Raw genomic sequence first — 14,940 nt, 5'->3', positions numbered from 1 at the left:
AATTTAATCTTTTAAGATTTTACTAACGATTTCATAAGAATTTTTAGAAAGACTCTGTGTAGAAATGATACGCTCTAGCTCAATTTTCATCACATTTTTATTAGATTTGTTCAATCTATCATAAATTCTAAATGAAGAACAGAGTCCTGAAGCCATTTGAGCATTTATTTTATCTATTTCAATAATTTTATCTGCTATAAATTTATATCCATCTCCATCTTTAGAGTGAAAATATTTGTAGTTTCTTGTAAATGTACCAATTAAAGAACGCACTAAATTTGGAATTTTTTTATCATAGGATTTGTCGTCTTGTAAATCAATAACTCGTTTTAAAACACCTTCTCTTGAAGATGAGGCTAAAATCCCAAAGTATTTGTTCATAACTAAAGTATCATCTTTATAGATGCCATAAAAATGTTTTAATGCTTCGTTAGATTCTTCTTTTGATATATCTTCAAGGATTATTAAAGCAGCCATTTTATCAGTCATAGTTAAAGATTCTTCATATTGCTTTTTTGCCAAGATTATAATTTCTTCACTCTCTAATGCTGATAATATATTTAAAACTCTATTTTTTATAGCTCTTTTTCCAATACTTAAAGAATCTAAGTCTTTGTAAATTTTTAATAGTTTTTCTTTATGTATAGATGCTAACTCTTTAAGTAGTCTGTTTTTCGCAAAATATAAAGGCTCAACATCAACTTCTTTTTGTCTTTGCATTAGAGTAGAAATAGATGGTAGTTCTAAAAGCAAAGCTTTGTAAGAAAGCTCAATATCTAGGTCAAGTAGATAACCAAATGAGTCTATATATTCATTATCTATCAAGCCATTGGAGATGATTTGCTCTATTGTATCGATGCCAAAAGATTGTGTTGATTCATACCTTATAAAACTATTTGTGTCATGTTTCATTAAAAATGAGTACTCTTTTACATCTTGATCAATTATTATTGGTGCTGAAAAATCACGATTTATAGATAAGTAAGGCTTAGATGCTAACCCTTCAAATATAAAATCTTCTTTTTCTTTTGAAATGATTAAAATTTGTTCCAATATTTCATTTCCATCTAAACCAATAAGTCCTACTTTTAACGGATAATAATAAGGCTTTTGTTCTTTAGCATCTACACTTTTAGGGATTACTTGCGTTAAGCTAAGAGTATAGATGCCATTTTCAAACTTTTGAGATACTTGAAGTTTTGGAGTTCCAGACTGATGATACCAAAGCTCAAATGCTTTTAAATCAACACCACTAGCCTCGCTCATAGCCCACAAGAAGTCAGTTGTTGTAACTGCCCTAGCATCAAATGTTTTAAAATATAAATCTGTTGCATCTCTGTATTTTTTTTCACCCAAAAGAGTATGAATCATTCTAATGACTTCAGCACCTTTTTCATAAACTGTGGCAGTATAAAAATTGTTCATAGATATGTATGATTTTGGCTGAATAGGGTGAGTTGTTGGTGAAGCGTCTTCTACAAATTGACGCTCTCTTAATGATTTTACATCTTCTATTCGTTGTACTTCACTAGAGTTTAAATCAGCAGAGAAGCATTGGTCACGAAAAACAGTTAGTCCTTCTTTTAGAGTAAGTTGAAACCAGTCACGACAAGTTATGCGATTGCCTGTCCAATTGTGAAAATATTCATGAGCGATAACACTCTGTATGCCCATAAAATTAGCATCTGTTGCTTTTGTTTCATCGGCTAAAACATAGTGAGAATTAAAAATATTTAAGCCTTTGTTTTCCATCGCTCCCATGTTAAAACTATCAACAGCAACTATGTTATAAATCTCTAAATCATACTCCCGTCCATATTTTTCTTCGTCCCAAACCATAGCTTCTTTTAAAGACTTCATAGCATGCGAACACTCTGATTCATTTCCTTTGTCGCAGTATATATTTAACTCTACTTCTTCACCAGATGCAGTTGTAAACTCATCACTAACGATACCTAAGTCACCAGCAACTAAAGCAAAAAGGTACGATGGTTTTGGATGAGGGTCATGCCAAGTAGTTCCATGTCTGCCATTTAAAAAATCATGACAGTTTTTTTTGTTTCCATTACTCAAAAGAGTAGGGTACTTATCTTGATCTGCAATGATTGTTGTTGTATAGATGCTCATAACATCTGGTCGATCTAGAAATGGTGTGATTTTTCTAAAACCTTCAGGCTCATTTTGAGTACAAAATATAGAACCAGATTTGTAAAGTCCCTCAAGTTCTGTATTTTTATGCGGATAAATCTTATTGATGATTTTTAAACTAAATTCTGATGGAACATTTAAAATAGTTAAACTCTCTTTATCTATAATATATCTACTATCATTTAATTTTAAATCATTTAACCAAATATCTAAAAGTTCCAAGTCGATACTATCTAGTTTTATATCTTTTATTGTGGCATCTAGCTTTTTAATTTTCATAGTATTTGTAACTACTGTATGTTCTTGGAATAGTTCAAAAATTAGTTGAGTCTTTTGAATATCAAACTCTGGCTTTTTGTAATCTTTTAAGTAAATAGTTTTAATCTTTTTCATATTAATCTTTTATATTTATTTTGCATTATTGTATCACTAATAACTTAAGAAATTTAGTGTAAAATACTGCCATAAAATTTAATGGAGATAAGATGAAACATATTTTAAAGGTAATGTTAATAGCAATTCTTGCATTGACAACGCTAAATGCTGATACAAGACTACAAAAGATAGTAAAAAAAGGTGAACTTGTTTTAGGTACATCTGGAAATATGACACCAATGACTCGTTCCATAAATGGCGGAAAAGATGCAGTTGGTTTTGATATAGATTTGGCAAAAACTATGGCAGATACTATGGGAGTTGAACTTGTTATAAAGGTAATAGCATTTGATAAACTAATCCCTGCATTAAAAAGTGGAAAAGTGGATATAGTTATCTCAAACATGACAATCACGCCAAGAAGAAACACTCAGGTTGCTTTTGTTGGACCATATTTAACATCTGGAAAATGTCTTATAACAAAAAAACCATCTTTAGCATCCGCACAAAAAGAAGAACTTAACAAAGCATTTAATAAAATGGTTGTTATAAAGGGCTCTACAAGTGAAGAGTTTATAAAAATCGGTATGCCAAAAGTTCAAGCTATAACAGTTGAGTCAGAAGAAGAAGCGATAAATATGGTACGAGAATCAAAAGTAGCTGCAATGCTTACAGATTACCCAGTATGTTTATCAGTTGTGGCAAATAATCCAAAAGATAATTTTATACCTATTCCATCTACTTTATCTTACGAGCCGATAGGAATTGCTATCGCACCACAAAATACTCATCTATTAAACTGGATTCAAAACTTTTCAGTTAGAGCAAACAAAATGGGACTCTTTGAAGTTCTAGGTAAGAAGTGGCTAGGTAAATAAATATATGAGTATTTACTTTAAATCAAATCTACTAAGAATTAGTCAATTTATTTTGAGAACCAAGCGAGGCTTTTAGATAGAGTTCGATAGAAAAACTATTTGATAAAATTTTATTTTGTCCAATTTTCATATTTTAAATTTGGTGAGGTTTGGGCTATCTTGCTAAAAATTGTATCATTACTAATTAGTACAGCATTATGATTTATTGCGGTTGCAAGTATCAAAAAATCTAAGTCATTTTTTTTGATTGCTATTTTAGGTATTCCTGTAGATTCTTTATATCCAGATTTTAAAATACCAAAAATATCTACTTCTCCAATATCTAAAGAATATATATCAAGGTACTCTCTAATAAACATTAGAGCATCCTCAAAAATATATTTATTTTCACTAGCACCATCAAATGTATTTAACCCATATGATAGTTCATATAAAGTAATATAATGAACCCCTAAAACTGAACCAGTAAAATTTGTTTTCTTATTTCAAAAATGATAAAATTGAAATAGAGAATATAGGAATTAAATATGAGTGCAAAAAGAAAAAGTTATAGTGCAAATTTTAAAGCAAAAGTAGTACTGGAAGTTTTAGAGGGTGAAAAAACTGTTAATGAAATAGCTAGTGGATATGAAGTCCTACCTCTAAGTTTAAGAAATTGGAAAAAACAGTTTCTTGAGAATATGTCATTAGCATTTGATAAAAGTACTGTTGTAAAAGAATACAAAGATGAAATTGATACTCTTAAATATGAAAAAGATGCAATTGCAAAAAAACTTGGAGAGACAATTGTTGAGAAGGATTTTCTTGTGGAAAAGCTAAAAAGCTTGGCCTCATCTAAAGAGAGAAAAACTCTACTTGATGCTAAGCATAAATTATCACAGAATAAGCAGTGTCAATTGCTACAGGTAAGTAAGTCGAGTTTGTACTATACTCCAACTAAACCGTTTAGTAGAGGTAAAGACTTGAAAATATTAGATGCTATAAATAATATATATTCAGACTTTCCATCATATGGAAGTAGAAGAATTCATGCTCAACTTTTAAGAGATGGGTATAGCATAGGGAAAAAGTTCGTTAAGAAAGCTATGAAGTATATGGGTATAGAAGCCTTGTATCCTAAGCCTAAGACCACTACAGCAAACAAAGAACATTATAAGTATCCATATCTCCTAAAAGATTTTAGAGATTATGCTGGACGTGTTGTAATTGAAAAAACTAATCAAGTCTGGAGTACAGATATTACTTATATCAAACTGGAAAAAGGCTTTGTATATTTAGCCGCAATAATAGATTGGCATAGTAAAAAAATACTCTCATGGAAACTTTCTAACACAATGGATATTTCCTTAGTTAAAAGTGTGTTAAATGAAGCACTCGCATTTTATCCTAAACCAGAGATATTTAACACAGACCAGGGAAGTCAATATACTTCAAAAGTTCATGTTGATATTCTCAAAAAACACAACATTAAAATTTCAATGGATGGAAAAGGTAGAGCTACTGATAATATTTGCATCGAAAGATTCTGGCGAAGTATTAAGTATGAAGAAATTTATCTGAATGAATATAAGAATATAAAATCTCTCAATCGAGCAATAAAAATATATATGAACTCTTACAACAAAAAAAGATTACATTCGGCGATTGGATATAAAACTCCAAATGAAGTTTATTATAAAGCTGTCAATAATTTAGATCCTAAAGGAGCAAAACTGTTACCACTGGTATCGTAAAGAGGTAAAATAAGAAAACTTGTTTTACTGGTCTTGAAAAAGGGAACCATTATAAAATCTTCAAGAGTTATATTATCTATTCTCTTTTTTCCTAGGTTATTTTCAAAATGAATATTAAATCTATTTTCTAACCTATCTATATCTTTTGCTTTTGAGGAATTAAAATACTCTTTAGCTATATCGTTTAAAGTTAACTGGCTTTTTATTTTTGTTAAATGTGGGGCATCATTTCCTAATGTAACTGCACTAATCGTATTATTTCTAAGTGCTATACAAGTTGTAATTCTTACACCTTGTGAATGTTTGCCAACAGTTTTAAGTTTTGTTCTTCCATCGTTATCTATCCATCTGATTAAATAAACTTTATCAACCTCTTTTTCTTCATCGTTTACAATGGACTTATAAAAGACTCCTTGCGACCTTGTTGCTGTTCTTTTTTTTAATGTTTTTAACTGTATCATTTCATTTGATAAATATAAAATTTATTTTTAGTTCAAATTTAGTCCCTTGAGAGTTCCTCAAATATGAATAAATTTGACAGAGAGATTAGACAAGGTTTGAGGAGATTTAAATGAGCATTTACAGAGAGTACGACATCCGTGGCATCTATGAAAAAGAGTTAAATGAGCAGAGTGTTGTTCGTATTGGTTTTGCTTTGGCATCTAAGATAGATGGCGAGTATGTGTCTGTTGGTTATGACGCTAGAAGTCACTCACCTATACTTTTTGAATATTTAGTTCATGGACTAAATGCAGGTGGGAAAAAAGTTCTTGACATGGGAATGGTTCCTACTCCTGTAAACTACTTTACAAATTACCAAGAATGGGATGGAGTTACTCCAAGTGCTTCTATCATGATAACAGGTTCACATAATCCAAGTGAGTACAATGGGTTTAAAATCACAATAGACAAAGCACCATTTTTTAGTGATGATATTTATGCTCTTGGAGATGAGTGTTCTAAGATGGAGTTTCCTGCAAAAGTTGGGAGAGAAGTTACGAAGATAGATGCTGTTAGTCGTTATGTGGATTTTTTAGTATCTGAATTCCAACATTTAAAAGCGATGGATACAAAGATAGTTTATGATTGTGGAAATGGTGTTGCTGGCATTGTTACAGAGGATATATTTTCTCGCTTAGAGCTAAAAACAAAAGGTTTATATATAGAGCCAGATGGTGAGTTTCCAAATCATCACCCTGATCCATCTGAAGAAAAAAATCTAGAAGATGTTAAAAAGCTTTTGGCATCTGATGGTGATATTGCATTTGCTTATGATGGAGATGCTGACCGTATAGCAGTTTTAACTCATAAGAACAATATTAAGGGCGATATGATGGCTCTTTTGTACTCTATGAAAATGGACAAACCAACAGTTGTTGGCGAAGTGAAATGTTCGCAAGTTATGTATGATGAACTTAGAAGACGAGGGTGCAAGGCAGTAATGTATAAAACAGGACACTCAAACCTCAAAGTAAAAATGAAAGAGATAGATGCAGATTTAGCTTGTGAAGTAAGTGGACATGTCTTTTTTAAGAATCGTTACTTTGGTTATGATGACGCAATCTACGCAACTTTAAGAATGTTAGAGTTAGTGTATGATGGCATAGACCTAGATGCTGAGTTAGAAAAGCTACCAAAAGTTTTTTCAACAGAGGAGATTAAAGTAGAAACAAGCGAAGAAGAAAAGTTTAAAATCATAGATGCTATTAAAGTTTTACTTAAAAATCCACCTTTATCATTTCCAAAGATAAAAGATATTATAGAGGTAGATGGCGTTCGCATAAACTTTGAGAATGGATGGGGTTTAGTAAGAGCAAGTAATACAACTCCTGTTTTAGTGACTCGTTTTGAGTCGACTTCACAACAAGAGGCTTTAGTTTATGAAAAAGCCATAAATGACTTAATTTTAGATGCACAAAAAACTTTACTTATAAATAATTAATGCAAATTAAAGAGTTTACATCTGCTATTAGTACACCACTAGCTTCGATATTTGGTAGTGGTTTTTTAGTTATGATACCTATATTGGTTAGTGCAGTTGGACAATACGCTCTATATGCAATGATGGCAATAATAATTTTAGCTTACAATGTTGGTAATGTAATTCGTTTTAATATAAAAAACATAGAGCCATTGTTGGAGTTTGGTGCATCAAAAATAACTCTTAAGCTTGAAAAAGCATCTGATTTTTCCTTAGTTCTTGCCTATATAGTTTCAATCAGCCTTTATCTTCACATAATGTCTGTCTTTGTATTAACTGGGCTTAACTTAGATAGTAATTTTAATGAAGATATCTTAACCACAGTAGTTATTGTTACAATCACATTTATTGGAGTAACTAAAGGACTTAAACCTTTAGAAATATTGGAAGAATACGCACTATTTGTTACCTTAATGATAGTTGTGATTTTAATAATATCTTTTGGGATATATGATTTTAATATATATAAATCTTCTAAAGATTTTATAATGCCAATAGCATCTAAGCACAGTCTATGGGAAATTATAACTATTTTAGCAGGTATGTTAATAGTTATTCAGGGGTTTGAAACTAGCAGATATTTAGGCTCGAGTTATAGTATGGAAACTAGGATATTAACATCAAAATATTCTCAAATAATCTCTTCAGTTGTTTATATGACTTTTATAACCTTAGCCATTCCAATAGTACATAAATTAAATGGTGTTTATGATGATAACTCGCTTATTGTTTTAGTTGGTTTTGTTTCTGCCATTCTTGTTGCTCCTTTAATTATAATTGCAGCACTTTCTCAGTTTTCAGCTGCTATTGCTGATACACTTGCAGCAACTGGTAATATTCAAGAGTTTACGAGAAAAAAAATAAGTTTAAACACAAGTTATCTATTAGTTGGAATAGTCGCAATAGTTATTACATGGAGCATGCATACTTTAGAAATTTTAGCATTAGCTTCTCGTGCTTTTGCACTTTATTATCTACTGCAAACCTTAGTAGCTATTAGTATTTCAAAAAATTTGATACAAATTTTTTTCATGCTTATATTGGCACTTATTTTAGCTTTTATTACTATTTTTGCTGTACCTGCTGGTTAGTTTTAATAAGTTTAATCAGAATAAAATTTAATATATATTTAGATATAATTATTTTTATATATTAAAGTTATAATCCAAGGACAAAAATGCAAACTCATACTCTTTTAATGCCACTAGATATGCACCTTCATCTTAGAGATGGAGTAATGCTTGAAAATGTTGCACCTCTTAGTGCGTACAGCTTTAGCGGTGCTATTGTTATGCCAAATCTTGTTCCACCTGTTGCTTCATTACAAGATTTACAAGATTATAGAGCACGAATCATGGCTGCAGTGCCAAATGATTATTTTGAGCCATATATGACACTGTTTTATAAAAACTATAATAGAGCATTTTTGCAAAGTGTGTCAGATGAGATAACAGCTATAAAACTTTATCCTGCGGGGATTACTACAAACTCTGAAGGTGGAGTTTCATCTTTTGACATAGAAGAGATGCGAGAAACTTTAGATGCTATGAGCGAGTTGGAGATTCCTCTTTGTGTTCATGGTGAAACTGATGGTTTTGTTATGGATAGAGAAGCTGAGTTTATGAGTATCTATGAACTTCTTGCAACTAATTTTCCAAAGTTAAAAATTATTATGGAGCATATTACAACAAAAGCGGCAGTTGATATGTTAGACAAATATGAGAATCTTTATGCAACTATAACAGTTCATCATCTTCTTTTAACTCTTGATGATGTTGTTGGTGGAATGATGATGCCACACAACTTCTGTAAACCTATTGCAAAACGACCTGAGGATTTGGACGCACTTCTTAGCGTGGCACTTAATGCTCACCCTAAAGTTATGTTCGGTTCAGATTCAGCACCTCACCCTCAAGATAAAAAAGAGAGTTGTGGTTGTGCGGCAGGAGTTTTTACAGCACCAATCGCACTTCAACTTTTATGTGAGATATTTGAACAATATGGAAAACTTGATAATCTTCAAGCTTTTGTAAGTGATAATGCACAAAGCATCTATGGCATTTGCCCAGAATTTAAAGAAATTGTATTAGAAAAAAGAACTTTTGTTATACCTGAAAAATATGCTTCTGTTGTACCTATGTATGCAGGTCAAGCAATTAACTGGGCAATAAAGAGCGTTGAGTAAGATTTTATTTTTAGAAGACGATTTACTTTTTGGTGAGAGTCTTGTTGATTTACTAGAAGAAAATAGTTTTGAAGTTTTGCATCTAAGAAATGGACAAGATGCTTTAGACGCTTGTTTTGAGCAAAAATTTGACTTATATTTGTTGGATATAAATGTTCCTCTTATTGATGGAGTTACTCTTTTAAAAGAACTTAGAGAAGCAGATGACAAAACACCAGCGATTTTTTTAACATCTCATAAAGATAAAGAGATGTTAAAAAATGGTTTTCAAAGCGGAGCTGATGATTATATCTCTAAACCATTTGATAATGAAGAGTTACTTTTACGCATAAATGCTCTACTAAAAAGGACTAGTTATTTAAGTTCAAAATGCGAAAAACTACTATGTCATGATGAAATTCATAAACGCATTTTATACGATGAGAAAGAACTTGAACTATCTAATAAAGAGTATACTCTTTTGGTTCTTTTGATGAGTCATGCAAATCATACAGTACCAAAAGAGTTGATTAGTGATGAGTTGTGGAGTGCTTCACAAATGGGAAGTGATGGAGCGATAAGAGTTTATATTAACCGTATCAAACAACTGCTTCCTCAGATGCAAATTGAAAATATTCGTGGAATAGGTTACAAACTTGTTTCGTAATTTTCGTATAAATATATTTATATATTATTTTTTAACCGTAAACGCTTTTTTAGCAATTTTACACTATTTTTTAGCTGTTATAGAAGTAGAAAATATTTTTATTTTAGCTGTTGTTTTGATATGTTTTAGTATTCTCGGTGGAGTTATGATTTCTAAACTTGCCATTGACCCTTTACAAGAGTATATAGAATCTTTACAGAACCTTTCAAAAGAAACCTTGCATGAGTTAAATCTTCCAATATCTACAATCATAACAAATTCACAAATGCTACAAAAAAATATACAAAATGAAAAAGATTTAAAAAGACTCTCACGAATACAAAGTGCTTGTGGTATGCTTAGTGAGCGTTATAATGAACTAGACTATATGATAAAAAAACAGACTTCATCAAAGATAAAAGAAAGTTTTTCACTTGATGATTTAGTACAAAAAAGAGTTAATTTTTTAAAAAGTATATATCCGCAAATTGAGTTTGTTTTAGAACTTGAAAAAACACAAATTTTTAACGATTCTAAAGGTTTGTCAAAAGTCATTGACAATATTATAGATAATGGTGTAAAATACGCGCCAAATAGTAATAAATATGATATAAAATTAAAAGATAACACTCTTCATTTCCAAGATTATGGTTGTGGGATGGATGAGTTAGAACTTATACAGATTTTTGATAATTATTACCAATCTGATAAAAATATGCAAGGTTTTGGAATAGGTTTAAGTATGGTTAAAAGATTTTGTGACACACAAGATATAGAACTAAACTTCAAGTCTAAACCAGAGTATGGAACAACAGTATTATTAAAATTTAAGGATAATTAATGGAAGGAAGTTTTTTAGCTTACGCAGAAGAAGCACTTGACTATGGTGTAATGGGTATTTTAATACTTATGAGTATAGTAACGCTATGGTTATTTATAGAAAGAATGATGTTTTACAAAAGCGTACGATTTGATGATTATAATCATAGAGATGTATTAGAGATGGACTTAACTGACAATCTTGGAGTCATTAGTGCTATTGGTACTAATGCTCCTTATGTTGGACTTCTTGGAACAGTTGTAGGTATTATGATAACTTTTTATACTATGGGTGATGTTGGTGCAGTAGATGCTAAAAAAATCATGATGGGTTTAGCTTTGGCATTAAAAGCAACGGCAATGGGACTTATAGTAGCAATGCCAGCCATTGTTGCTTACACAATCACTTTGCGTAAAGTTGAGAAAATCTTAACAGCTTATGATGTAATACAAGACTCTAAAGATAATTAATAAAATGAGAAGATGTAAAAAAGTACCAAAAAAGTTTGATCAAATAAATGTAATTCCGTTTATAGATATCATGCTTGTTCTTTTAGTTATGGTTTTAACAACAGCTACTTTTATAAAGCAGGGTGTTATTCCAGTAGAACTTCCAACTGCAAAAGCTACAAAAAAAGAGGACTTAAAAAAAGAGATAAGCATCTATGTAAATGTAAAAGGTGAACTCTTTTATGAAAAAGATAAAGTTACAGCGCAAGAACTTGAAGCAAAACTATCTCAAATACCAAAAGAGCAAACAGTTGTTCTTAGAAGTGATAAAGATTCAAAATTTCAAGATTTTGTAACAGTTATGGATATTCTTAAACGCTTAAAACATGAGCAACTTTATATAGTAACAAAAGAGTAACTAATAGGCTTTATTAAGAAGTTTAAACTTTACCTCTTTTTTAACTTTTTTTTTATTTGTTAAAGTAGAAGCTTTTTCTGCTTTAAAAACTTTTTTTTCTATATCTTTTGCCTCTCTAAATAGTGTAGCTGTAATGAAAAATAAAATCATGATAACAACTATACCAACATAAAAAAGTATATAATTTCTTATATGACCTGATTCAAATGGATTTTGCATTAAAACTCTTTGCTATTTTACAAGAGGGTTTTGATTTTATTTCTAGTGAAGCAATAGTTCCATAAACCCCATCTTCTCTATTTTTAATTTTTATATCAGCTCCTAAAGCATCTGCAGCACTTTTAGCTAAAAATAGTCCTAATCCAACACCAGATTTATTTCCTTGTCTTTTGAATGGTGCAAAAAGGTCAACACTATCATCAATTCCGCAACCTTCATCAATAACTTCTATAAGTATGCCAGTTTCACATATTGAGCTCTTTAGTTTAACTGATTTTTCTTTTGGAGTAAATTTAAGAGCATTTTGCAAAAAGTTTTGTACTATTTGGTTTAAAAGGGAAACTTGAAGTGTTGTCATAAAACTATCTGGTTTAAAATCCATTTCTAGAGTTTTACCTTCATGTTCTGCTAAAAGTTTAAAGTCATTAGCTTTAGTTTTTAGTATGTTTATGAGGTCAACTTCTGTTGGTTTTTCAAGTTGTGCACCTTCTTGACGACCAATATTTAAAATATTTGAAACAATTATATTCATCTCATCAATAGTCTTTATAGTAACTTTTAGAGCATCTATATATTCTTGGGGCTCTCTTTTTTTAAGTAAAGTAACTTGACTTTTTAGTTTTATAACAGCAAGAGGAGTTTTAAGCTCATGAGCAGTTCCTATGAAAAGCTCTTTTTGGTATTTTACAAAATTTTGGATTCTTGCGATTAGATGATTTATAGTGCTACCAAGTGGTTCAAATTCTTCTGGTAACTCTTCAACTTTTATAGGTTTCATTAGATGCTCATTCATATTTGAAAGTCTTGCACTAATAGTTTGAATTGGTACAATTAACATTTTTGAAAGAGTGATAGCGTAAAGTATAACAAGTACAAAACCAACAATGTTTATGATAAATATATAGCGAAGTATTTTGTCGAGTAGTTTTTTTGTATGTGTTACTTCTTTTGTGATTTTAAGATAGCTTAGTTCTTCAAAATTAAAAGGATAAACAAGCGTTAAAAATGTACGACCATTTCTATTGCTTTCATATAAATCAATATCAAGGTTTAGTTTTTTGATTTGAATTATCTCTATTTCTATACCCAGTAAAGCATCTGAAGAGTCAGCATCTACATGAAGTAAAGATTGGTTTGTTGTAATATTTTTAGCTAACTCAAGGAGTTCTTGATGTTTTTCATCATAGATAGAGTTTTCGATATAGTAGTATAAAAATGAAGAAAAGATAAAGATAAGTGAAGCAGAAGCGATGATGAGTTGAAAAAGAAAATTTCTTCTGATACTTTTTTTTGTGAGCATTTTTTGCTTAGCTAGTCAGCCCAAGAAGGCTGATTTAAACTAACTAATCTCTTTTGGAAAGCAGAAACGGTAACCACGACGACGAACAGTTTCGATAGTTGTGATTCCTAATGGTTTATCCATCTTTTGTCGAATTTGATTAATAGCAACTTCGATTACATTTGGAGTAACTAACTCTGGTTCTTCCCAGATAGCATCTAGAAGTTGTTCTTTTGAAACGATTTGGTCACGATGACGAGCTAAGTGAGTAAGAACTTCAAAAGGTTTACCTTTAAGTTCAATGTCTTGCTCTTTGTAAGTGATTTTTTCTTCTTCAGGGTTGATAACTAAATCTTCAATTTCAATGATGTTGCTTCCACCAAAACGAAGACGAGCTTCAATACGAGCTATTAAAACATCAAAGTCAAAAGGTTTTCTGATATAGTCATCAGCACCACTTCTAAGAGCTTCTATTTCGCTTTCATTATCATCTCTTGCTGATAAAACAACAACAACTGTTTTTGGTGTATTTGTTTTAATATCACCAATAATATCAATAGAGTTTCCATCTGGAAGCATCCAATCCATTAGAACTAAATCATAGTTACGAATGTCTAAGTAGTATTCTCCATCTTTAAGAGTTTCTACAACATCACTTTGGTAACCAAATTCTTTTAGTCCCTCAGCAAGCATTTTGTTTAATGTTACTTCATCTTCTATAATAAGAATACGCATTAATTTTGTCCTATATGTGAATATTTTGGCGGAATGATAACATAATTTTAGCTTACTTTAAAGAAAAATTCAATTCTTTTTAATATGTTTTTAACTTAACTTTAAGATTTGTATTTATAGATATTGCTCACACTGACCTTACACTCGGGCAAAATTGATGGTTTTGTTATCTTTATTTTGAGCCTTTTTATAGAAGAAAATTCTTTAACTAACTTTAAATTTAGCTCTTTTATAGCGTCTTCGATGAGTAAAAACTCATTTTTTATCATAAATTTCTTAGTTATTTTAACAATTTGGGCGTAATTTATGAAATTCTTTTTATATTTATACTTGATTTTTAGATTGATAATAATATCTTGTGGAGTTACTCTTTCAAAATTTAAAATTCCAAGGATACATTGAAATTTTAAATCTTGGATGTGTATAGTCATACTCTTTTTTCTTCACCATTAAATAAACGGATAATATTTGGAATATGCTTATAAAAAAGAATAAAACAGATGAAAATTACAGGAGCATGAGCCATTTGAGGGTGGATAAAAAAGCTTGAAATTGCTAAAACTAAAACACCGCTTAGTGAAGAGATAGAAGATATCTTAATAGTTTTAGCTAAAACCACCCAAACAACGAGAGCAATAGCAGTTTCAATTGGTAGCATAAAAGCCATTACTCCCATTCCTGTTGCTATGCCTTTCCCGCCTTCAAATCCAAGATATGGACTAAAACAGTGACCGATTACTGCTAAAGTTGCGATACCCCAAAGTGTTGAGTCACTAAGATTAAAAATAAAAGTAGCAATAAGTAAAATAAAAATACCTTTAAAAGCGTCAAGAGCTAAGGTAATTGCACCTAGTTTTTTCGCCAAAGCTGGGTTTTGCTCTTTTACAACTCTGAGAACATTTGTAGCACCAATACTTCCGCTACCACTTTTCTTTACATCAACTCCAGCAAATTTTTTAGCAAGTAATAGACCAAAAGGAATACCACCAACTAGATATGCTGCGATAAAAAATTGTACATTTGTGTTAAATAAAAAATCCATATATATCCTAAAAAATAATTACGACATTTTACTATAAAATAGTTATAAATAAA

The 14,940-nt window shown here is 30.6% G+C and carries 16 protein-coding genes and 1 pseudogene; 9 read left to right on the top strand and 8 right to left on the bottom strand.

All coding sequences use genetic code 11. From position 1 onward, the window contains the following. Positions 1-3: 3 nt before the first annotated feature. Complete coding sequence (gene pepN, locus MOV50_RS01995; protein ID WP_321778762.1) at positions 4-2,541, bottom strand: aminopeptidase N; 2,538 nt, start codon at positions 2,539-2,541, stop codon at positions 4-6. A gap of 92 nt (positions 2,542-2,633) precedes the next feature. Between pepN and MOV50_RS01990 the strand changes: the two genes are divergently transcribed. After that, positions 2,634-3,401 (top strand): transporter substrate-binding domain-containing protein, encoded by a 768-nt coding sequence (locus MOV50_RS01990; protein ID WP_321778761.1) that lies wholly within the window; start codon positions 2,634-2,636, stop codon positions 3,399-3,401. 110 nt (positions 3,402-3,511) lie between these two features. On the opposite strand, the pseudogene MOV50_RS01985 reads toward MOV50_RS01990, so the two are convergent. After that, a pseudogene (locus MOV50_RS01985) lies at positions 3,512-3,847 on the bottom strand (type II toxin-antitoxin system VapC family toxin); the annotation flags it as partial. Positions 3,848-3,928: 81 nt separating this feature from the next. Between MOV50_RS01985 and MOV50_RS01980 the strand changes: the two are divergent. Then, complete coding sequence (locus MOV50_RS01980) at positions 3,929-5,134, top strand: IS3 family transposase (protein ID WP_321777146.1); 1,206 nt, start codon at positions 3,929-3,931, stop codon at positions 5,132-5,134. Here MOV50_RS01980 and MOV50_RS01975 read toward each other — a convergent pair. Then, positions 5,074-5,595, bottom strand: coding sequence for a hypothetical protein (locus MOV50_RS01975; RefSeq protein ID WP_321778760.1), 522 nt, complete (start codon positions 5,593-5,595; stop codon positions 5,074-5,076). The genes MOV50_RS01980 and MOV50_RS01975 overlap by 61 nt on opposite strands. Before the next feature lie 110 nt (positions 5,596-5,705). Between MOV50_RS01975 and MOV50_RS01970 the strand changes: the two genes are divergently transcribed. The 7 genes from MOV50_RS01970 (at position 5,706) to exbD (ending at position 11,612) form a co-directional block, all read left to right on the top strand. After that, entirely contained in the window at positions 5,706-7,076 is a 1,371-nt protein-coding gene (locus MOV50_RS01970; protein ID WP_321778759.1) for a phosphomannomutase/phosphoglucomutase, read from the top strand. Further along, complete coding sequence (locus tag MOV50_RS01965; protein WP_321778758.1) at positions 7,076-8,206, top strand: hypothetical protein; 1,131 nt, start codon at positions 7,076-7,078, stop codon at positions 8,204-8,206. The genes MOV50_RS01970 and MOV50_RS01965 overlap by 1 nt, the downstream gene beginning before the upstream one ends. Positions 8,207-8,292: 86 nt before the next feature. After that, on the top strand, positions 8,293-9,300 hold the full coding sequence (pyrC, locus tag MOV50_RS01960; RefSeq protein ID WP_321778757.1) for a dihydroorotase: 1,008 nt from the start codon (positions 8,293-8,295) through the stop codon (positions 9,298-9,300). Continuing rightward, positions 9,293-9,946: a response regulator transcription factor gene (locus MOV50_RS01955; RefSeq protein WP_321778756.1), complete on the top strand. Its 654-nt coding sequence runs from the start codon at positions 9,293-9,295 to the stop codon at positions 9,944-9,946. The genes pyrC and MOV50_RS01955 overlap by 8 nt, the downstream gene beginning before the upstream one ends. Continuing rightward, entirely contained in the window at positions 9,936-10,766 is an 831-nt protein-coding gene (locus tag MOV50_RS01950) for a HAMP domain-containing sensor histidine kinase (protein WP_321778755.1), read from the top strand. Before MOV50_RS01955 ends, MOV50_RS01950 begins: the two co-directional genes overlap by 11 nt. Beyond that, complete coding sequence (exbB, locus tag MOV50_RS01945) at positions 10,766-11,215, top strand: TonB-system energizer ExbB (protein WP_321778754.1); 450 nt, start codon at positions 10,766-10,768, stop codon at positions 11,213-11,215. Before MOV50_RS01950 ends, exbB begins: the two co-directional genes overlap by 1 nt. Before the next feature lie 4 nt (positions 11,216-11,219). After that, positions 11,220-11,612: a TonB system transport protein ExbD gene (gene exbD / locus MOV50_RS01940; RefSeq protein WP_321778753.1), complete on the top strand. Its 393-nt coding sequence runs from the start codon at positions 11,220-11,222 to the stop codon at positions 11,610-11,612. Here the strand turns inward: exbD and MOV50_RS01935 are convergent, their stop codons facing one another. The 5 genes from MOV50_RS01935 to plsY all read right to left on the bottom strand — a co-directional run bounded on the left by MOV50_RS01935 (position 11,613) and on the right by plsY (position 14,887). Further along, positions 11,613-11,831 carry a hypothetical protein gene (locus tag MOV50_RS01935; RefSeq protein ID WP_321778752.1) on the bottom strand — a complete coding sequence of 73 codons (219 nt, stop codon included), beginning with the start codon at positions 11,829-11,831 and terminating at the stop codon, positions 11,613-11,615. Next, a complete protein-coding gene (locus MOV50_RS01930) occupies positions 11,815-13,131 on the bottom strand; it encodes a HAMP domain-containing sensor histidine kinase (RefSeq protein WP_321778751.1) in 1,317 nt (438 codons plus the stop codon). Before MOV50_RS01930 ends, MOV50_RS01935 begins: the two co-directional genes overlap by 17 nt. Positions 13,132-13,170: 39 nt before the next feature. Beyond that, a complete protein-coding gene (hsrA, locus tag MOV50_RS01925; RefSeq protein ID WP_321778750.1) occupies positions 13,171-13,845 on the bottom strand; it encodes a homeostatic response regulator transcription factor HsrA in 675 nt (224 codons plus the stop codon). A gap of 101 nt (positions 13,846-13,946) precedes the next feature. Further along, positions 13,947-14,276, bottom strand: coding sequence for a dihydroneopterin aldolase (locus MOV50_RS01920; protein WP_321778749.1), 330 nt, complete (start codon positions 14,274-14,276; stop codon positions 13,947-13,949). Next, positions 14,273-14,887 (bottom strand): glycerol-3-phosphate 1-O-acyltransferase PlsY, encoded by a 615-nt coding sequence (gene plsY / locus MOV50_RS01915; RefSeq protein ID WP_321778748.1) that lies wholly within the window; start codon positions 14,885-14,887, stop codon positions 14,273-14,275. Before plsY ends, MOV50_RS01920 begins: the two co-directional genes overlap by 4 nt. Positions 14,888-14,940 lie beyond the last annotated feature (53 nt).

Source organism: Sulfurimonas sp. (assembly GCF_029027585.1).
GTDB lineage: Bacteria > Campylobacterota > Campylobacteria > Campylobacterales > Sulfurimonadaceae > Sulfurimonas.
This window is presented reverse-complemented; position numbering and strand designations above follow the sequence as displayed.